This window comes from Myxococcus sp. AB025B (assembly GCF_006518215.1).
Taxonomy (GTDB): Bacteria; Myxococcota; Myxococcia; order Myxococcales; family Myxococcaceae; genus Myxococcus; species Myxococcus fulvus.
On record NZ_SRLW01000192.1, the window covers coordinates 1 to 19561 of the forward strand.

Consider the following 19561-nt stretch of genomic DNA (forward strand, 5'->3'; position numbering starts at 1 on the left):
TCGTGGGCGCGGGTGGGTCCCCGGTGCCCGTCGAGGGGGTGCCGTCCGGAGACGGCCTCGAGCCCGTGTTCTGCGTCAGCTCGCTCTTGCCATTGCAGGCGAGGAGGACAAGCAGGGCCACGGAGCAGCAAGCCGTCATCAGCGGTAAGCGTTGGCGCATCCGGTCGGACTCCTTGTGCGGGTCGCGGCGTGTGGGGCGCTCGCGGGGACGGCCGCCAATCGGGGCTCGCGCCCTGTTCATTCCCCGATGCAACGGCAAGCCAGGCTCGCCAGGCCGGAGGGGAAGAAGGCGAGAAATGGGATTCCAGCTGGTTGCATGGAGCGCGAAGAAGCCGAGCTGATGCACGGATGGCTTCGCATTCACCTCACTTTTTCATGAGGTGTGCGGATGAAGGCGGATTCATTCCCGAGAGGGAGACGCAGACTTCACTCCGGGAGAAGCCCGCTCCGAGCGGGGGCGTGCGAGCGGGGGCGCGTCATGAAGCCGGCCCTGACGAGCCGTGGAGTGGAGAAAGGGCGGGCCTTTCCCCGTGCGCGAGCCGGTGGGCCGTGCCATCTAGCGCGGGCAACGCATCCGAAGGAGACGTCATGAACGTGCTGGTTACGGGAGCCACGGCCGGGTTCGGCCTGGCCATCGCGCGACGCTTCATCCAGGAGGGCGCGCGGGTCATCGCCACCGGACGCCGCACGGAGCTGTTGGAGAAGGTGCGCGCGGAGCTGGGGGAGCGGCTGTTGCCGGTGACGCTCGACGTGACGGACCGCGAGGCGGTGAAGCGGGTGGTCGACGGGCTGCCCGCCGGGTTCGCCGAGGTGGACGTGTTGGTGAACAACGCGGGGCTGGCGTTGGGGTTGGAGCCCGCGCAGTCGGCGAGGCTCGAGGACTGGGAGGTGATGGTCGACACGAACGTGAAGGGGCTCATGTACTGCACGCACGCGGTGCTGCCCGGGATGGTGGCGCGCAACCGGGGGCACATCGTGAACATGGGCTCGGTGGCCGCGGACTATCCGTATCCGGGTGGCAACATCTACGGGGCCACCAAGGCGTTCGTGCAGCAGTTCAGCCTGAACCTGCGCGCGGACCTGCTGGGCACGGCGGTGCGAGTGACGGACATCGAGCCGGGGCTCGTGGGAGGCACGGAGTTCTCCAACGTCCGCTTCCGCGGTGACGACGCCCGCGCCGCGTCGGTGTACGCCAACACGCAGCCACTGACGCCCGAGGACATCGCGGACACCGTGCACTGGGTGGCGACGCGGCCCGCCCACGTGAACATCAACGTGATGTCGCTGATGCCCGTGGCGCAGGCCTTCGGACCGCTCGCGGTGAAGCGTCAGGGCTGAGCGGACTGGAAGGGCCCGGAGTTTTCATGGTCTCCGGGTCTCATACCTGATGAGTCCTCAGTCTGATTGAGGATGTCAGAGGTATGATGCATGCTGAACGGATGAACGAGGACATCCAGCACGAGGTCAGGGGTCGGGTTGCACGGGTGGTGGTGGAGTCTCATCCTGGGGGCGACATGAGTGACGAGTCACCCATCGACAGGAGCCTCTACCGAGCGCTCGAGGAGCTTCCTGAGCATGTGGTCGGGGAGATCATCGACGGTGAGCTGCACGTCAGTCCGCGTCCGCATCCCGACCACGCAATAGCGGCCCTGAAGCTGATCCTCGAACTGGGCCCTTACGTCGGCAGACCCAACCTCCGGGGGCCAGGAGGATGGGTCTTCATGCCAGAGCCTGAATTGCATCTGGGCACCAACGTGCTCGTGCCCGACCTGGCCGCCTGGCGACGCGAACACCTGTCCGAGATTCCAAGGGTCGTAGGCATAACGACAGCTCCCGACTGGCTGTGTGAGGTTCTCTCCCCCTCCACCAAGGCCAGGGACCGGGGAGCGAAAATGAACATGTACGCACGCGCGGGCGTGAGACACCTGTGGCTATTGGACCCACGCCAGCAGCGACTGGAGGTCTACCGGCTAGAGGCTGGGCGGTGGATTCTCTGCGCCACATACACCGGCACCATCGATGTCCGGGCGGAGCCCTTCACCGCTCAAAACATGAACCTCGGTTCACTTTGGGAGCCCTGAACGCTCCGCTCCCGCGCGCCCTTGAGCTAACCTCAAGGGCATGAGCGACTCGGAACGTCCGCCTCCTCCTCGGGGACTCCTCGCCCGGAGCCTGAAGCTCCTGGGCCACCTCACCCATCCAGAGACGCGCACGGGCAAGGTGTTCACCCGCGCCGAACAGGGCCTCACCCGCGCCCTCTCTCGCGTCGCCGAGAGCCCCACCTATCTGCGCGCCAGCGGCACCGTGATGCGCCAGGGCCTCAACGCCCGCATCCGCCGCAACAGCTTCGTCGAAGGCGCGCTGCGCACCCTGCGCCTGCCCACCACGTCCGAGGTCGAGAACCTCCGCGACCAGCTCCGCCGCGTGAACGACCAGGTCGAGGCCCTCGGCTCCCAGTTGGAGGTCGTCGTGGACCTGCTCCACAAACAAGAGGCCGCCTCCGACACCGCGAAGAAGCCCGGTGACGCGCCATGACCGCCTCCTCGCCCCAGCGCCTGCGCTCCTTCGTCACGAGCCAGCTCCAGCTCACCCGAGCCGTCGCCCACGCGCTCAAGGCTCGCCCCTTCAACCCGTACCCGTACCTCAAGCCCTTCATCGAGCGCGCGTCCGGCGTCCGTGAGCCGCCCGTCAGCGCCACGCCCCACACCGTCGTGTACACGCGCGGCAGCATGCGGCTGCTCCGCTACGCCGCGCCCCGCCGGAGACACCGCACGCCCATCCTCTTCGTCTATTCGCTCATCAACCGCTGGTACATCCTCGACTTCCTGCCGGGCCGCAGCCTCATCGAGCACCTCACGAACGAGGGCTTCGACGTCTATGCCATCGACTGGGGCGTCCCCGGCCAGGAAGAGGAGCGCCTCACCTGGTCAGACCTGCTCGGCGGACTCATCCAGACCGCTGTGCGCTGGACGCTCCGGGTCAGCAAGAGCCGGGATTTGACGCTCTACGGCTACTGCATGGGCGGCACGCTCGCGCTCGCGTACACGTCGCTGTATCCCGAGGGCATCCGCAACCTGGTGGCGCAGGCCACACCCGTGGACTTCAGCAAGGGCGGCGTCTACACGCTGTGGACCTCCGCCAACCACTTCGACGTGGACTCGCTGGTGGACGCCTACGGCAACGTGCCCACGCCCGTGCTGGAGAGCGGCTTCCTCATGGTGGCGCCCGTGCAGCGCGTCACCCGCTGGCTGGAGGTGTGCCGCCGCATCGACGACCCGGACTTCGTCACCACGTTCCTCGCGATGGAGCGCTGGGGCGCAGACCCCGTACCCTTCCCCGGCGAGGTCTATCGCCAGTACATCAAGGACTGCTACCAGCAGAACCTCTTCCACCAGGGACGCATGAAGGTCGGCGGAGAGAACATCGACCTGGGACGCATCCAGGCCTCCGTGCTCAACGTCATCGCCGAGCAGGACACCATCGCCTTGCCCGCCATGAGCGAGCCCCTGGTGAAGCTGGTGGGCACGAAGGACGCCGAGACGCGGCGCTACCCTGTCGGCCACATCGGCCTGTCCGCATCCAGCAAGGGCTCCACCCACGTGTGGCCCTCCATCGCCGAATGGATTGGCGCTCGCTCGAAAGCGATGGAGTCATGAGCACCGCGTTCTCGAACAGGACCTCCGGCGTGCAGGTGCGCGAGGGCTCCCTGAGACTGAAGGACGGGCGACGGCTCGCCTACGTGGAGTCGGGGGACCTGGACGGCGTCCCCGTCTTCTTCATCCACGGCAACCCGGGCTCGCGCTACATGCGCCACCCGGATGACCGCATCACCCACGGGCTCGGCGTGCGCCTCATCACGCCGGACCGCCCCGGCTACGGCCTGTCCGACCATCAACCGGGCCGCACGCTGCTCGACTTCCCGAGCGACCTGGAGCAGCTCGCCAACGCGCTGGGCATCGGGCGCTTCTCCCTCTTCGGCGTGTCCGCGGGTGGCCCCTACGCCGCGGTCTCCACGTGGCACCTGGACGACCGCATCCTCCGCGCGGCCATCGTCTCCGGCGCCTCGCCGCTCAAGCGCCCGGGCGGCATGGAGGGCGTCAATCGCGACTACCGCAACGCCTACGCCATGGCGGCCTGGCCCGAGTGGGTGCTGCACCCGCTGCTCGTGATGCACGACCGACAGGTGCGCGCGAACCCCGACCGCGCGCTCGCCGCGGTGATGGCCCACGCCTCTCCGGATGACCGTCGCGTGCTGTCCGACCCGCTCATCGCCGCGCAGGTGCAGGGCTGGCGACGCGAGGCCACGCGCAAGGGTGTCGCGGGCATCCGCCGTGAGGCCCACATCCTCGCGTCGCCATGGGACTTCCCGCTCGAGGAGATCCGCCGCGACGTGGACCTCTGGTACTGGGACGGCGACAGCATCGTGCCGCCGCAGATGGGGCGCTATCTCGCCTCGCGCATCCCCACCGCCGTGCCCCACTTCCTGCCGGGCGGAGGACACTTCTCCCTCTACTCGCACTGGCGGGACATCCTCACGCCGCTCGCGCGCGCGGGCGGTTGAGGCACCGCATGCACGGATTGACGCGAGCCTTCATCGAGGAGGAGTCGCACGGGCGGATGGAGCCGGAGATGCGCCTGCTGCTAGAGGGATTGCGCGCGCTGGGCATCCCCACGGAGTGCTTCACCGCCAAGCGCCTGGAGCGGCGACAGCTCCCGCTCACCCCGGACACGCTCGTCGCGGGCTACGTGCCCACGGTCCTGGGCGCCTTGAAGCAGCTCGGAATCGAGCCGCCCCCCACCCGGGACTATCCCTCCTGCCTCACGCCCTTCCTCCACCGCCGGTTGTGGAGCAGCACGGTGGGCGAGCTCACCGCGAGGGTGCTCGATGTCTCCAGTCCCCCCGTGTTCGCCAAGCCCCAGGGACGCAGGAAGCGCTTCACGGGGCATGTCTTCCAGAGCGCCGATGATTTGCTCTTCCTCGAGAGGGCGTCTCGCGCCACGCCGCTCATCTGCTCGGACGTGGTGCAGTGGCGCACCGAGTACCGCGTCTTCGTGGCGCAGGGCACGTCCGTGGGCATCCGCCACTACGCGGGGGACCCCACCGTCGCGCTCGACGAGGCGCGCGTGCGCGAGGCCCTTCGTCTGCTGGAGACCTCCGGGGAGGCCACCGCGGGCTACGCCGTGGACTTCGGCGTGCTCTCCTCGGGGGAGACCGCTCTCGTGGAGTGGAATGACGGCTTCTCGCTGGGCGCCTATGGCCTGGAGAGCGGGCCCTACACGGCGCTGACCCTCGCGCGCTGGCGCGAGCTGACCCGCGCGCTCGCCCCCCGGCCCTGACTTCGTTCAGTCCCCAACGCCCACCTTGCCTCCGGGAGCATCGGACCCCAGCTTGGCCACCGGCCGGAGGACGAGCGGATTCACGGGAAATGAACATGGGACGGTGGCGGGCGAGCACGGCGGGGCTGATGCTGGGCATGTGGACCGTGCTCGGCTGTGATGGGAGCGACGCCCCCATCGAGCCTCCTCCGCGCGAGGAGGAACCTCCTCCGCGGCCTCCCGAGCCTCCGAAGCTCGAGCCCGGTGACGCGCGGTGGACCGTCCACTCGCGGCTCCCCGGACAGCAGGAGGTCGTGGCCCTGGCCTCGGATGGGCTCGGCGGCCTGGTGCTCCTGGGCACCTCGCGGGCCACGGGCACCTCCGGTCCCACGTCGGTGGAGGCGAACGGCACGTCGCTCGTGCTGTCGCATCACGATGGCGCGGGGCAGGTGCTCTGGACGCGGACCTTCACGGCCGAGCCCTCCTCGGAGGGAGGCCCCGCCATCGCGCACGCGCAGTTGTTGGGCATCGCCTCCACGGCGGAGCTCTTCATCGCCGGCAAGGTGGAGGGACGGCTGCGACTGGGCGAGACGCTCATCGCCGACAGCCACTTCGTGGCGAAGCTGGCCGCGGACGGCTCGCCGCAGTGGGCCCGCTCGACGGGCACGCTCAAGGCGCTGACGCCGGACATCGAGGGTGAAGTGGTGGTGGCGCACGGCCGGCTGGTCACGCGCTACGACGCGCGAGGCACCGTCCGGTGGTCCCAGGAGTTGCCCGCGATGTCCTCGGCATCCGCCGTGGCGTTGGACCCGGATGGCGGCGCGGTGCTCGTGGGCCAGCGACCCCTGGCGCCCTTCGAGAGCATCGGCTTCATCGCCCGGCTGTCGCCCGTCGGCGAGGTGTACTGGGAGCTGGCGTTGGGCCCCGACGCACCGAACTTCACGCACGTCGCCTTCGCCGCGGACGGCGGGCTGCGCTTCACCGGCGACTTCGCGGGCACCCTGCACTGGGGCGGCTCCGTGCTCTCGCCCACCTGTGACGCGCGGGGCTGTCCGCGCGCCGCGTTCATCCTCGCGGCGGATGCGGCGGGACGCCCCCTGTGGGGACACGCGCTGATGGGCACGGCGTCGGCGGAGGCCAGCGGCGCGCGGCTCACGTCGGACGTGAACGGCGGCACGGCGGTGCTCTTCCGCCATGGCTGCGGCTCGGAGCTGGTGCGACTCAGCGCCCGGGGAGCGCTGTCGTGGAGCGCCCCCTATGTCACCGAGCCCTGCGCGCCGGGACTCCAGCTGCGGGACATCACCTTCCTGCCAGGAGGCGACCTCGCGAGCGCGGGCTCGTTCACCGGCACGCGGTCCTTCGGCGCCCAGGAGCCCTTCACCGCCGACGACACCGACACCTTCCTCCAGCGCCTGGTGCCGTGAGCACCCCGCCTCAGGCGGCGCGAGACTCCGCGGGGGCGGCGAGGTCCACGCCAGGCTCGGGCTCACCGTCCGCGCCCAGCACCAGGGGCTTGATGCCCAGCCTGCGCTCCACCAGCGAGTGGCCCAGGTAGATGAACGGCGTCAGGCCCACCGCCACGAGCACCTTCACGATGTAGGACGAGAGCACGATGCCCACGATGACCTTCGTGGGCAGCACGCCCGTCCACGCGACGAACTGCATCACCACGGTGTCGATGAGCTGTGACACCAGCGTGGAGCCCGTGGCGCGCAGCCACAGGAGCCGGTTCTTCGTGACGCGCTTGAGCAGGTTGAACAGGGCGATGTCGGTGAACTGGCCCACCAGATAGGCCGCCATCGACGCGACGAGGATGCGCTGCGAGCCGTCGAAGACGTTGTTGAACGCGCTCTCCACCGTGCCCTGGTAGTCCGGCGCGCGCGTCAGCGGCGCGATGGGCACCTGCACCGCGATGGCAATCACCGCGAAGGCGAAGATGGCCATGAAGAAGCCCACCCACGTGACGAAGCGGGCCGTCCTCTTGCCGTAGAACTCGTTGAGGATGTCCGTCAGCAGGAACGTCACCGGGAAGGGCAGGATGCCGATGGACATCACCGCCACCACGCTGCCCAGGTGCACCTCGAACAGCTTCACGGCGATGAGGTCTCCCACCACCAGCGCCGTGACGAACACCGCCGCCAGCACCACGAAGAGCTGCATCCGTCTGTCGAGCTGCATGGTGTCGCGTCGTCCTCAGGGCAGCGTGTCGGCGGCCAGGCCCGGTGCAGCGGGCTCGTCGAGAGGGTAATAGGAAGTCCCGCCGAGGGCCTCGTGCACCAGGGGCGCCTCGGACGTCACGACGCGGGGCCGGTACACCCGCAGCACCGTCTGCTCCTGCGTCGAGGGGTTGTCGTAACGGCGCGCCACGGCCTGGGCATCATGGAACGACATGCCTCGCGCCACGGGGTGGCCCTGCATCAGGAGCTCCGGCCCCGCGAGTGCCCCTGGCTGTCGCGCACCACGGGAGGATGGAAGGCCAGCTCGGCACTCACAGCATCACGCTCCTGCCACCGTCGACGGCGATGACCTGCCCGGTGATGTAGGGGGCGTCCTTCGCGAGGAAGACGACGGCGCGCGCCACGTCCTCCACGCTGCCCTCGCGCCCCATGGGGATGCGGCGCAGAATCTGCTCGCGCGCGACGGCGTCGAAGCTCTCCGGGAAGGCGGCCACGCCGGGCGACACCGCGTTGACCCGCACGCGCGGGGCCAGCTCCACCGCCAGCGCGCGCGTCAACATCAGCAGGCCCGCCTTGCTCACCGAGTAGTGCGCGAAGTGGCTCTCCGGTCGCTCGCCCGCGATGTCGCAGATGTGGACCACCACCGGGTCCTTCCCCGCGCGCAGCGAGGGCAACAGCGCCTGCGTGAGGAAGAAGGGCGCGTCCAGGTTGACGCCGAGCATGGTGCGGTACTGCTCGCGCGAGATGTCCTCGAAGGGCACGCGCTCATAGAGGCCCGCGTTGTGGACGACGACGTCGAGCGCGGGCCAGGCCTCGCGCACGCTCGCGCCCAGGGCATCCACCGCCTCGGGGCGACTGAGGTCGGCGGCGTGCACGGTGACCCGGCGGCCCAGGGCGCGCAGCTCGTCCGCCAGCGAGCTCAGCGGCTCCAGCGAGCGGTTCGCGTGCAGCGCGACGTCATATCCGGCATGGGCCAGCGCCCTCGCCACCGCCTGACCGATGCGGATTCCTGCTCCGGTGATGAAGGCCGTCCCCATGCGGCGCACTGACTAACAGGCCCCGCTGAAAAGTCGAAGGGCGATGCCGGATACCCCCGTATCCCGGCACCGCCCCTCGCCCCCTTGGAGGTCTTTCAGCGAGTGCTACCGGACGTAGCTGGCCGGGTGCACTCGGTTGGAGCGCCAGTCACCGCCACGGTCGTAGGACACCCACACCCACTCCGTGGTCTGCACGTAACGGCCCGGCACCCACTGGTTCTCGTAGTAGCCACCGGTGCAGCGGGTGACGCGGTGACGGCGGTTGCCGCGCTCCTGGCAGACTTCCGGCACCCACACCTTGTCGTAGCGACCCTCGACCCAGCGGCTCACCGTCTGCATCTCGTAGCGGCCCTGCGAGCGCGGCGGCGGACGCGGCGCCGGAGCGTGGTGGCAGTGGCCGTTGTGGACGTGGGCCTCGTAGCGGTCGGGACGGGGACCGCGGTCGTCATGGCGGTCGTCGTGGCGGCGGTCATCGTTGCGGCGGGCCTGCTGCGTGGCCCAGTCGCGCATGCTGCTGTCGGCCGCGAGGGCCGTCGAGGAACCGAAGAACAGGGTGCCGAGAGCCAGGGTCGCGAGAGCAGTCTTGAAAGCCATGTCGTCCATCCTCCGTCGTGTTGCACCTTCTGACGGGGCACCCCCAGGAACATTCAAACACCAGGAGTTCCGCCCCCTTCAGACACAGGGGGCCGATGTAGGACATAGGCTCCACGGAGGAGTCAGCGCGGGGCGACCTCGGCGCAGGTGAGGCCCTCCTCGGGCGCGCAGTTGCGGCCCACGAGACAGCCCCCCGCGCCCTGGTGGTCCACGCAGCGGATGGGGCGACAGTCGACGTCGCTTCCACACGCGCGACGGCTCACCGTGCACGTGCCCTGGCTGCATGCGTCCTGCACGCAGTCGGTGTCCTGCTGGCAGGTGCAGAAGCCCTCCACGTCGCCCTCCGCGATGGAGCAGCGCCCGGCGCAGGCCCCCTCTTCCTGGCCTTGGGTCTTCACGCACTGACCGCCGCGTCCGCATTGTGAATCCTCGCGGCACGGCAGCGACGGCGAGGGCGCACACTCCGCATCCGAGCGGCAGCGCGCGCGGCTGGCGACGACCACCACGTCCGCGCACTGGTAGCCGTGGGGACAGCCCTGTCCCTCCGAGCAGTCCGCGCCGCAGAAGGCGGTGCCGGGGCTCGCGGTCTCCCGCAGACAGAAGTTGGCGCCACGGCCGCAGACCTGGAGACCGCCGCCGTACGTGCAGCTCGCGCAGTAGGGACGGCGCACGGGGTCGAAGTCGCTGAAGCATGTCGAGGCGCCACAGCGCTCGCCGAAGGCACAGTCGCTCGCGTCCGCGCAGAAGCTCGCGTCGCAGACACCGAGCACACAGGCCGCGCGGCCCTCGGGCGTGGTGGCGTCACAGAGGCATGGCGCGTCCTGGCAGCGACAGGCGGTGCCGGGACAGTCTCCGGAGGAGCGACAGCCCGTGACACAGGTGGTCCGCGACACGTCGCAGACCTCGCCCAACGGGCAGTGCACGTCCGTGGCGCAGCGCCCTCGCGTCAGACAGGTGCCGGTGCTCGTGTCGCAGAAGAGGGAGGCGTCGGCGCAGTCGGCGTTCGACTCGCAGCCAGCGCGGTCCTGGCAGAAGCCCGCGGAGTTGCACCACTCCGTGGGCGAGCCACAGTCCGCGTCCACCCGACAGCCCTCCGAGTCCACGGAGGAGTCACTCGGACACGCGGCGAGGAGGAGCAACAGGGGCACGGCGAGCCACGTCCAACGGCGCATCACGGGTCGAAGACCTCCGAGCGCCCGAGGACATACGCCGTCCAGGTCGCCGTGGACAACGCGTCATGGGTCCATTGCGAGTACTCGAAGCGGGGGACTCGCGCGAGGGAGACGTCGGCTCGCAGTCGCGCGCCTTCGGGCAGTTCGGCGCGGAGTGCCGCGAGCGCGGGTCCAGGGAGTGTCACCTGCGTCTGCCCTCCCGGGAGCACGGCCGTCCAGCGGACGCCGCCCTCCGTTCCGGGCGCGAGCAGGGTGAGCAACTGCACCTCGGGCGTGGCGGTGGAGGCCGTGGGCGTCCAGGCCACCGTGCCCTCGAAGCGAGCCCCCGGCTGGGTGAAGACAGGCAGTGGCAACATCGGCGCGAGTGTCACGCCTCCGTTCAGGGCTCCCGGCTGACGGTGGTACAGCAGGCTCTGGGGATACGCGGTGGCTCCTCGCAGCAGGTCGAGAAAGAGCAGGTTCGCGCCGTCCACGTGGGGAAGTTGTGGGAAAGCAAGGCGCGGTCCGGGTCCTTCGATGCTCGTGTAGAGGCGCGTGCCCGTGCCCCAGTTGTGGGGATGGGGCACGAGGCCCTCCGCGCCCAGGTCCAACCAGGCATAGACCTGATGCCGTGCCTCGCCTCCCGCGATGACGAGTGGGCCCTCCACGGTGAGCGGTGCGGTGACCTCCAGGTGCATGTCGAAGACGACATCCTGGTTCTCCGCCGCCCGCGTCCCCGAGGCCGCGACACCTCGGCGGATGCCGAGCAGATAGGGCTCGAAGTCCACGCCGTCCCTGAGCACCCCCAGCACCGCGTACACAGCGCGCAGCCCGGGCTGGGCCAGGACGAGGAAGGAGCCTCCTTCCTCACGGACCCGCCAGGTCTCCGCGCGGCGGTCGCCTGTTCCCGTGAAGGGTGGACCCGACGCGGGGCTGGCTTGGGCCACGAAGACACGCGCCTCGAGCACCTCGTTCGGTCCGAGCGGTCGCGGTGGCTTGAAGCCTCGCACGTGGCCAGAGATGCGCGCGGTCGCGGGCACGGGCGGATTGCCGGGGTTGCCCTCACTGTCGAGACGGCGCAGGGAAACCGTCAGGTTCTCCGAGCGGATGCCCGCCACCGTCACCGCATCGTGGCCCGGCTTGAAGACCGTGACGGTCTGCGCGCCCGCGATGCGTGGGTCCGACAGCGTGAGCTGCCCTCGCGCGTCCGTGCCTCCTTGGAGGATGGGTGTGGGGTCGGGGCCCAGCAGCACCGTGGCTCCCGAGACGGGCTGGCCGTAGCTCCCCGACGACGTGTCGAGCACCGTGACGTTCAACGTGCCCATCAGGGGCTCGCCGGAGAGACCTCCGGGGCCTCGTGGATCGAAGTAGTGGAAGGACTCGGGCAGCGCCGAGCGCTGGGTGCCGTGGACGACGGCGACCTCCACGGGCCCCTGGATTCGCGAGGCCGGGATGCGACAGGTGAGCGTGTGCGCGTCGTGGATGAGCACATCGGTGGCGGGTGCTCCTGCGAACGTGACAGACGTCACGTCGACGAAGCCCGCGCCTCTCACCATGACTCGGGCGCCTCCGGCGACGGCGCCACGGGAGGGCTCGACCTGGGACAGCGTGAGCGCGGCTTCGTAGGTGAAGGACGCTGGAAGCAGCGCTTCGTTCTCCGGGTCGCTCGCGGAGGAGACGTGGAGCGCGTGTGGCCCCGTGCCTCCGGGTGGCGTGAGGAAGCGCAGCTCCGTCTCGCTCGACTCCGTGAGCTGTGGCGAGGGGAGTGCACCGACTCGCACCACGGCGTCCGGAGGCAGTGCGCTTCCCGTGAGTCGGACCTGGGTTGCGCCTGTCGCGCTCCCGTGGTCCGGCGTCACCTGGTCGAGCGCGAGATGGAAGGTGTAGCCCTGGGTGAGGCTCGCGCTCATGGCGCCGGATTGGACACTCACGGAGACCGTGCGCGGGAGCGTCCCACGGGGAGGGACCCGGACCGTGGCGGTCGTCGCGGTGGCACTCACGAGCTGCGCCTGGACGGCATCGAAGGAGACGGACAGGTCGGGCGCGTCGAGCGAGGTCCCCATCAGCGTCACGGTGCCGTCGTCATGAGCTCCGACTCGCGGGAAGACTCCGTGCAGGGCGAGCGGTGCACTCGGGGAGTCGTCCACGTAGGCGAAGCCCTGGCGCACGGTCCAGGTGCCTCTCGGCGTGACGATGCGGATGGGCACGACTCCGATGGACGGTGCGGGTGGAGTGGTCACCACAACTCGCGTGGAGGACTCCACCCGTAGCGTGGTGGCGGGTGTGTCTCCGAGGAGGACTTGAGTCGCTCCCTCGAAGCCCTGGCCCGTGATGACGGTGACAGTGCCTCCCTCTCTTGAACCCGTGAGCGGTGAGACCTGGGTGACGCGCGTGTCCTCGAGGTAGCGATACGCGCGTCGGAGCACGGCACCGACACCGTGGCCCTGGACTCGCACGTCGACGGAGCCAGCCACGCGCCCCCTGGGGACGAGGGCACGGAGCTCCGACGAGGAGACTCGCGTGACCGAGGGGCTCGCCATGTCACCGAAGAGGACCTGGAGCCCTGGCCCCTCGGGGACGCCCTCGCCGAGCAGCGACACGGTCTCTCCTCCGGAGAGCGCCCCCGTGTCCTCCGAGAGCGCGCGGACGTCGAAGCTCTCGACGTAGGTGAAGCAGGACTCACAGACTGCCGTGCCGTTCGGGTTCTGGAGCGTGAGGTCCACTGTGCCTGCCACTCCAGGAGGAGTGCGCAGGTCGAGGGTGGAGTCGTCGATGAGCTGGAAGTCACGGACGGGATTCGAGCCGACTCGCAGCGTCGTGCGCGCTGCTGCTTCGGGTGCGGTACGGGCCACGCCCTCCACGAAGCCTCGGCCCTTCAGCGTCACCCAGGTCCCGCCGCCCCGCTCACCTCGCGCGGGCAGCGCGGACTGAATCACCGGCGCGCTCGGTGCGCCCGCATCGGCGTGGGTCCCCGCGTCTTGCGCTCCCGCATCAGGAACACTCCCTGCGTCTGGCGGAACCCCTGGGGGACGTGGGGAGCCACCACATGCCACGAGCAACGTGGCGAGGAGGATGAACACCCGCGATGACGTGGTCCTCATGGGAGCCACTCCACCTGGAGCGTGTAGCCGTTCGTCGTGCGCTCATCATCACCAGTGACCCTGGCCGTGAGCGACTGGCCTTGCACCGCCGACGCGGGGACCTCCACCGTGGCACCTGCCATGTCGATTGAGCACCCCAGCTCGGTGCCACCCTCCAGGACACACAGGCGCAGCAGCCCGCGGTCCGCCGCGTAACCCGACAGTGACACCCGTGCGCCACGTGAGGGCGGCACCGAGAACCGCAGGTGGTCCGCGTCCCCGGGACAGAGCATCCCGTCCAGCCTCAGGTCCTCCGGCAACGCCGTGGCCGTCTCGACCGTGTCGTTCGGCTCGTGGCCGTCATCGTCGCAAGGTGTTCCCCGCGAGAGGAAGAAGCCCACGTCGTAGGCTCTTAGCACCGTGTCACGTGAGGCGATGCGAACCGTGTACACACCTCGCTCCGCGACGACATGCGACAACCGGAAGCGCCCCGTCGCCAGCACCCTTCCACTCGCATCCTGGAGGGACGAGGAGAACACCGGCTCCGCGAACACCTCCGCCTCCACATTCACGCCGAGCTGGTCACCCCGCTCCAACGTGAGCGAATAGTGGTCCACGTCACCTGGGCACAGGGTGAGCCGCACATGGCGACTCGCGCTCACGGGATGGGCCGTGGCCACGGTGTCATTGGGCTCCAGCGCGTCCGGCTGACAGTTCCTGGGGATGCAGGCCCTGCTTCCGAGGTCACAGCGTCGGTCTGACTCACAGTCGTCGTCCGAGGAGCAGGGCGGCAGGCTCGGCAGGCACTGTCCACTCGCCAGATGACACACGTGGGGCACCGTGCAGTCGCGGTCCGAGTAGCACCGCGGCGTCACCGTGCAGCGGCCCGCGGCATCACAGGTGAAACCCACCGCGCAGTCCGAGTCCTCTTCGCATCGCACACAGCGCTCGTTTGAGCAGTGCTCCCCTTCCGCGCAGACCGCCGACGCGGTGGCCTCGGTGCAGCGTGGCACACAGGCATGCAGGCCCGGATTGCAGCGCTCCTCGGCGCCGCAGTCCGAGTCCTCGATGCACCCGAGGTCCTCCTCACACACGAGCGTGCCCGCGTTGCACCGCTCGCCCGTCGGACATTCTTCACGTGTGCCCATCGGGCACAGCACCACGTCGGTCCTCGTTCGACACAGCCCCTGGCGACACCACTGTCCCAAGCCGCAGTCCGCGTGCGCCACGCACGCCTCGCCCCAGCCCTCGCGCGCGACACAGGTTCCGGCCTCACAGCGCTCTCGGAGCCGACACTGACCGCTCGACTCACAGGCGCCACACACTTCGGCAAGCGTGCAGACCTGCCCTCCATCACAGTCCTCGCGCCGTGCACAGGTCTTCGGGTCGGGGTCCACATCCGGCCCCGGTGGCACCTTCTCCGTGGAGGAACAGGCAAAGAGCCAGCACAGCCCCACGAGCCACCACCCCGTCCTCACAGCGCCTCCGTGACGACACCCGAGGGCCACTGCACGTCCGCCACCGTCCACACCTCGTCCTGGCGCGACAGGGTTCGACGGAACTCGCCTTTCAGCACGCCCCGGTCGTACACGCGCACCGTGGCCTCACTGCGCGGGTCCACGGCGCCGTTCTCACGAGCGAGCACCACCGCGACCCGGTACGTACCCGCCACCGGGCGCTCGTAGCCGAAGACCTCCGGACCGAAGCCCGTCAGCCGATCCCTCAACAGCTCCGGGTCCTCCGTGAGCCCGGGTGCGCCCCAGTCGGGACGCGGGTTCGCGTAGTGGCAGTCATCGACGGACCCCAGCACCGCGTCCACGCCTCGCAGCACGTGCAGGTCCAGGTCCGTCTCCGCGTGGTTCCACGTCACGTCCACCCACAGTTGCTGGGCGGGGACCGCCACGACTCGCGCACGTGTGGGTTGCAGGCTGCGCGCGCCCGCCGCATCCGTCACCGTGAGCGCCACTTCGTACTCGCCCGACACCACCGGGTCCAAGCGCAACACGCTGCTGGACGCCCCTGGGGACAACACCTGCGCACGTGCGCCCACGGGCAGCGCGACCAGCTCCCAGGCGTACGTGAGCGGACCGTCTCCATCCGGGTCCATCGAGGCCGTGCCATCCAGCATCACCTCGCCTCCCGGCACGCTCTCGTCTGACGCGCTCACCACGGGCACCGGCGCGAGATTCACGCTGCCTCTCAGAGGCACCCTCGCCTCGCGCTGGTCCGGGTCCGTGGTCCGCAGCACCAGGGCTCCGCTCACGTCCTCGGCTGAGACACCGGATGGCACCGCGTACCGCACCGACACCTGGACCTCACGCGCGAGGTCCAGGACCGCGGGCGTCCGCGTGGAGCCCACGAGCTGGAACACAGGGGACGCAGGCGATTCGAGCGTCAGTGACTCCAGCACGAGCGGCGCACTCCCTCGCGAGCGAAGCCTCACCGGGCGCACCACGACATGTCCCTCGGCGACCCGCCCGAAGTCGAGCAACGCGGGCTCCAACTCCAGCACCGCGGCCGTGCGCCCCTCTCCACGCAGCGACACCTCGACGTCCTCTTGAATGGGGTCGTCCGTGCGCAGCACCAGCGTCGCCGTGTAGCTCGACTCACGCGGCGGCACGAAGGCCAGCACCAGTGAGGTCTCTGCCTGCGCGGGCACCTCCTCGGGAGCGGAGATGATTCGGAACGGGCTGCCGTCCTCCTTCACCACCGCGCTCACCACTCGCAGCGACGCGCGCCCCACGTTCACCAACGGCAGGGACACCGTGCGTTCGTTCAGTGCGGGCACGGCACCGAAGTCCAGCGTGGACGCGGGCGCCACCCAACGCGGCACCACCGAGGACGGCGGCGCGTCCCTCCCACAGGCCGCCACCAGCATCCAGCACACGAGCCACCCGCGCCTCACGACCCCTCCTCCACGTACTCCAGTTCCACCCGCGACCCCAGCCCCGGCACCGAGTCCCCCGCGAAGAACACCGTCCCACGCTCGGGTTGGTACACCCACCCGTGCTCGCCTCCCGCCTCGGGGACGCACACCACCTCGAGCGCCTCCGCCGACCGCCCCTCGCAAGCCGCGCGGTCCACCGACACACAGGCCCTCAGAGAGGACTCCGGCGTCCCACAGGCGTGGCGAACGCGAACCTTCAGCGAGTCCTCCCGAGGCACACGCGCGAGCGCGAACGAGCGCCTCAATCCCACCGCGCTCGTCGCCAGCGTGCGCAGCGTCTCGGCGAAGTCCTCGTCGCAGATGCTCCCCAGCGCTCCGCCCATCCAGGACACGAGCTCCGCGTACCGCGTCCCCGGCTCCGCGCCACAGCCATTCGAGGGCACATCCCCGATGATGGCCGACGCCACCACCGTCCCGTCATTGCCCAGCCCCTTGGCTCGCGAGAACTCCCGCCAGTACATGCGCACGTCGTGCGGCGAGCGGTCGTCCTCGTCCGTCACGAACGCCAGATACAGCCACGCGTCCGGACGCAGGAACTCCACCGCATGTGTCGCTCCGCAGTCCTCGCGACACGCATCCGTGGCGCAGCTCGACACGCAGGCCGCTCGCGCCTCCAGCACCGGCGCGTTCTCGCGCGCCAGCCGCTCCAGCACCTGACGCGCGGCCTCCAGCCCCGCCTCGTACGCGCTCCCTCCCGTCCCCACGCGCACGCTGTCCGCGAAGGCCTGCTCCAGCCCTGGCGTGTCCGGACGTAGAACCCGCGGCGTGCCCACCAGTTCGCCAGGGCGCGCGAAGGTGTCCGTGGTCGCCACGCCCATGCGGTAGTCGATGCGCCCTTCGCGAAAGAGCGAGATGAACGCCTGGAAGTTGCGCGCGAGCGACTCCTGGCGAGGCGCCATGGAGGCCGAATCATCCACCACCCACAACACATCCACCGCCGACGCCGAGCGCTGCGCGTACGTATCGACGTGGAAGCCCGGCGGGAGCGACGGCACCAATCGCTCATCCCGACAGTCGACGAAGAGGAGCGCCAGGAAGGCGACGACGGCGACACGGCGCATCCGCCCAGCCTACCCCGAGCGTTCATGGTGCACATCTCCGCCGAGAACCCGCCCTGACCGGGCCCCGGGTGCGCTACATCCCCGGGCACCATGTTCCACCGTCAGGGGCCCACCCTCCTCGAGCTGGCCGAGCAGGCCTTCTCCTCCGTCGAGCAAGGCTACGACCTGCTCGCCCCCAAGTTCGACTACACGCCCTTCCGCACACCGGACCCCGTGCTCCGCGCCGCCATCGAAGCCCTGGGCCCCTCGGGCTCCGTCGGCACCGCGCTGGACGTGTGCTGTGGAACCGGCGCCGCCATGCGCCACCTGCGCCCGCTGGCCCGCGAGCGGGTCACCGGCATCGACGTGAGCCAGGGCATGCTCGAGGAAGCGGACCGCAGGCTCTCCGGCGCACCGGGCACCGCCGCCCTCGAGTTCATCCGGGGTGACGCGCTGGAGATGACCTTCGACGCCGCGTTCGACGTGGCCACGTGCTTCGGTGCCTTCGGCCACATCCTCGAAGCCGATGAGCCCCGGCTGATTCAGCGCATCCACCAGGCCCTGCGTCCCGAGGGGCGGTTCCTCTTCGTCACCGGCCATCCACCGTCGAAGCTGCGCCCCGGTTACTGGGTGGCCCGGAGCTTCAACGCCGCCATGCGCGTGCGCAACGCCCTGTGGAAGCCGCCCTTCGTCATGTACTACCTGACCTTCCTGGTGCCGCGCGCCCGCGCGCTGCTGGAGGCCCAGGGCTTCAGCGTCGAGGTCCGCGACGGCATCCTCCCCGAGCCCTTCACGCCCCTGGCCACCGTCATCGCGACGAAGCGCTGACGCCGCGCCTCAATGTGACGCGTACTCCACGGACACCACGGTGTACTCCACTGCCCCGCGAGGCCGCTCCACCACCACCGCCTCTCCCACCTCCTTGCCGAGCAGTGCCCGCGCCAGCGGAGACTCCACGCTGAGCCGGCCCGACTTCACGTCCGCTTCGTCCAGGCCGACGATGCGATAGCGCGTGCGCTCGCCGTCCTCGTCCTCCAGCTCCACCCACGCGCCGAAGAAGACACGGCCCTCCCGCGCCACCTCCGGCTCCACCACGCGCACCTCCTCCAGCGTGGCGGCGAGGTGACGCGCGCGGCGCTCGCGCTCCTGGCGCCGGACTCCCGCCTCCAGCGGCGTCAGCCCCTCGGCCCCGGAGTCCGGCCCCTGCGTGGCCGCCAACTCCTCCTGCAGGGCGCGATAGCCCTCCGGCGTGATGTAGCGCTTGTCGCCCGAGGAGGACTTCGGCCGCGGCGGCACCAACACCTCGTCCCCGCCCGAGTCCTCCTTCGTGAACGCCTTCGACATTCCGACCTCCGACACAGTCCACTTCGGACCCCGGCACTTCGCGCCCGTGAGACTAAGCTACGCCGCCTCGTCCATCACTCAAGGGGTGCACGCATGGCAGGGCAGGCAAGGCTGACCGGCAAGCAGGGCCAGGAACTGGCGGGCTATCTGAGTGAAGCCACTCCAGCGAAGGGCGCGGTGGTCCTCGTCCACGAGTGGTGGGGCCTCAACGAGCACATCCGAGGCATCGCCGACCGGCTCGCGAAGGAGGGCTTCACCGTCTTCGCCGCCGATTTGTACGGCGGCCGCACGACGAAGGACGCGCAGGAGGCCGACAAGCTCCTGTCCCAGATGGACTGGGGCAAGGCCAGCCAGGCTCTCAAGGACGCCACGGAGGCGCTGCGCCAGCGTGGCGGCGCCGGCACGAAGGTCGCCATCCTGGGCTTCTGCATGGGCGGCGCGCTGACGCTGCTGGCGGGAGCGAACGACGCGGGGCTCGACGCCGTGGTGCCCTTCTACGGGATTCCGCCGGACAGCGTGGACGTCACCCGCATCCGCGCGCCCATCCTCGGGCACTTCGCGACGAAGGATGACTGGTGCACGCCGGACCGGGTGGACGCGCTGGAGGCGAAGCTGAAGAAGGCGAACGTGCCGGCGGAGCTCCACCGCTACGACGCCAGCCACGCCTTCTTCAACGACACCCGCCCGGAGGTCTACTCGCCGGAGAACGCACAGCGGGCGTGGACCCGGACGGTGGACTTCCTGCGCGCGAAGCTCGGCTGAGCCTCGCGCGAAGGGTGCTCACGACTCCCGGCTCAGGTGCCGGGGGTCGCCGGCGTGGCGGGAGCCTGGGGCGCGGTCTCCGGCGTGGCGGGCGTCGCCGGCTGGGCCTCGGG

19 protein-coding genes are annotated in these 19561 nt (G+C 70.0%); 9 read left to right on the forward strand and 10 right to left on the reverse strand.

The genetic code is table 11. From position 1 onward, the window contains the following. The first annotated feature begins 588 nt into the window (after positions 1 to 588). From FL311_RS27650 to FL311_RS27680, 7 genes are all read left to right on the forward strand, one after another. The gene (locus FL311_RS27650; protein WP_141329611.1) at positions 589 to 1338 is read left to right on the forward strand and encodes an SDR family oxidoreductase; all 750 of its coding nucleotides are present in this window, start codon (positions 589 to 591) and stop codon (positions 1336 to 1338) included. A gap of 101 nt (positions 1339 to 1439) precedes the next feature. Next, positions 1440 to 2081, forward strand: coding sequence for a Uma2 family endonuclease (locus FL311_RS27655; protein ID WP_228557122.1), 642 nt, complete (start codon positions 1440 to 1442; stop codon positions 2079 to 2081). A gap of 40 nt (positions 2082 to 2121) precedes the next feature. Further along, positions 2122 to 2535 (forward strand): hypothetical protein, encoded by a 414-nt coding sequence (locus FL311_RS27660; RefSeq protein ID WP_074954179.1) that lies wholly within the window; start codon positions 2122 to 2124, stop codon positions 2533 to 2535. After that, the gene (locus tag FL311_RS27665) at positions 2532 to 3656 is read left to right on the forward strand and encodes an alpha/beta fold hydrolase (protein ID WP_141329615.1); all 1125 of its coding nucleotides are present in this window, start codon (positions 2532 to 2534) and stop codon (positions 3654 to 3656) included. The genes FL311_RS27660 and FL311_RS27665 overlap by 4 nt, the downstream gene beginning before the upstream one ends. After that, positions 3653 to 4561, forward strand: coding sequence for an alpha/beta fold hydrolase (locus FL311_RS27670; RefSeq protein WP_141329617.1), 909 nt, complete (start codon positions 3653 to 3655; stop codon positions 4559 to 4561). The genes FL311_RS27665 and FL311_RS27670 overlap by 4 nt, the downstream gene beginning before the upstream one ends. 8 nt (positions 4562 to 4569) lie before the next feature. Further along, positions 4570 to 5337 carry an ATP-grasp domain-containing protein gene (locus tag FL311_RS27675; RefSeq protein WP_141329619.1) on the forward strand — a complete coding sequence of 256 codons (768 nt, stop codon included), beginning with the start codon at positions 4570 to 4572 and terminating at the stop codon, positions 5335 to 5337. A gap of 95 nt (positions 5338 to 5432) precedes the next feature. Beyond that, positions 5433 to 6740, forward strand: a complete 1308-nt coding sequence (locus FL311_RS27680) for a PQQ-binding-like beta-propeller repeat protein (protein ID WP_141329621.1) — start codon at positions 5433 to 5435, stop codon at positions 6738 to 6740. A 10-nt stretch (positions 6741 to 6750) separates the two neighbouring features. Here FL311_RS27680 and FL311_RS27685 read toward each other — a convergent pair whose 3' ends face one another. The 9 genes from FL311_RS27685 to FL311_RS27725 form a co-directional block, all read right to left on the reverse strand. Beyond that, complete coding sequence (locus FL311_RS27685; protein WP_141329623.1) at positions 6751 to 7494, reverse strand: queuosine precursor transporter; 744 nt, start codon at positions 7492 to 7494, stop codon at positions 6751 to 6753. A gap of 15 nt (positions 7495 to 7509) precedes the next feature. Further along, positions 7510 to 7734, reverse strand: coding sequence for a hypothetical protein (locus FL311_RS27690; protein WP_141329625.1), 225 nt, complete (start codon positions 7732 to 7734; stop codon positions 7510 to 7512). Between the two features lie 70 nt (positions 7735 to 7804). Next, positions 7805 to 8530, reverse strand: coding sequence for an SDR family NAD(P)-dependent oxidoreductase (locus tag FL311_RS27695; protein ID WP_141329627.1), 726 nt, complete (start codon positions 8528 to 8530; stop codon positions 7805 to 7807). A 105-nt stretch (positions 8531 to 8635) separates the two neighbouring features. Continuing rightward, complete coding sequence (locus tag FL311_RS27700; protein WP_194869388.1) at positions 8636 to 9124, reverse strand: hypothetical protein; 489 nt, start codon at positions 9122 to 9124, stop codon at positions 8636 to 8638. A gap of 122 nt (positions 9125 to 9246) precedes the next feature. Next, complete coding sequence (locus FL311_RS27705) at positions 9247 to 10299, reverse strand: hypothetical protein (RefSeq protein ID WP_141329629.1); 1053 nt, start codon at positions 10297 to 10299, stop codon at positions 9247 to 9249. After that, the gene (locus FL311_RS27710) at positions 10296 to 13211 is read right to left on the reverse strand and encodes an IPT/TIG domain-containing protein (RefSeq protein ID WP_194869389.1); all 2916 of its coding nucleotides are present in this window, start codon (positions 13209 to 13211) and stop codon (positions 10296 to 10298) included. Before FL311_RS27710 ends, FL311_RS27705 begins: the two co-directional genes overlap by 4 nt. 161 nt (positions 13212 to 13372) lie before the next feature. Then, positions 13373 to 14503 carry a hypothetical protein gene (locus tag FL311_RS27715; protein WP_141329633.1) on the reverse strand — a complete coding sequence of 377 codons (1131 nt, stop codon included), beginning with the start codon at positions 14501 to 14503 and terminating at the stop codon, positions 13373 to 13375. A 326-nt stretch (positions 14504 to 14829) separates the two neighbouring features. Beyond that, positions 14830 to 16260, reverse strand: coding sequence for a choice-of-anchor D domain-containing protein (locus FL311_RS27720; RefSeq protein ID WP_141329635.1), 1431 nt, complete (start codon positions 16258 to 16260; stop codon positions 14830 to 14832). Then, positions 16257 to 17363 (reverse strand): vWA domain-containing protein, encoded by a 1107-nt coding sequence (locus tag FL311_RS27725; protein WP_141329637.1) that lies wholly within the window; start codon positions 17361 to 17363, stop codon positions 16257 to 16259. Before FL311_RS27725 ends, FL311_RS27720 begins: the two co-directional genes overlap by 4 nt. A gap of 90 nt (positions 17364 to 17453) precedes the next feature. Between FL311_RS27725 and FL311_RS27730 the strand changes: the two genes are divergently transcribed. Next, positions 17454 to 18170 (forward strand): class I SAM-dependent methyltransferase, encoded by a 717-nt coding sequence (locus tag FL311_RS27730; RefSeq protein ID WP_141329639.1) that lies wholly within the window; start codon positions 17454 to 17456, stop codon positions 18168 to 18170. 9 nt (positions 18171 to 18179) lie between these two features. Here FL311_RS27730 and FL311_RS27735 read toward each other — a convergent pair whose 3' ends face one another. Beyond that, positions 18180 to 18686, reverse strand: a complete 507-nt coding sequence (locus FL311_RS27735) for a GreA/GreB family elongation factor (RefSeq protein ID WP_141329641.1) — start codon at positions 18684 to 18686, stop codon at positions 18180 to 18182. A gap of 93 nt (positions 18687 to 18779) precedes the next feature. On the opposite strand from FL311_RS27735, the gene FL311_RS27740 reads away from it, so the two are divergent. After that, positions 18780 to 19448 (forward strand): dienelactone hydrolase family protein, encoded by a 669-nt coding sequence (locus FL311_RS27740; RefSeq protein WP_141329643.1) that lies wholly within the window; start codon positions 18780 to 18782, stop codon positions 19446 to 19448. The last annotated feature ends 113 nt before the right edge of the window (positions 19449 to 19561 follow it).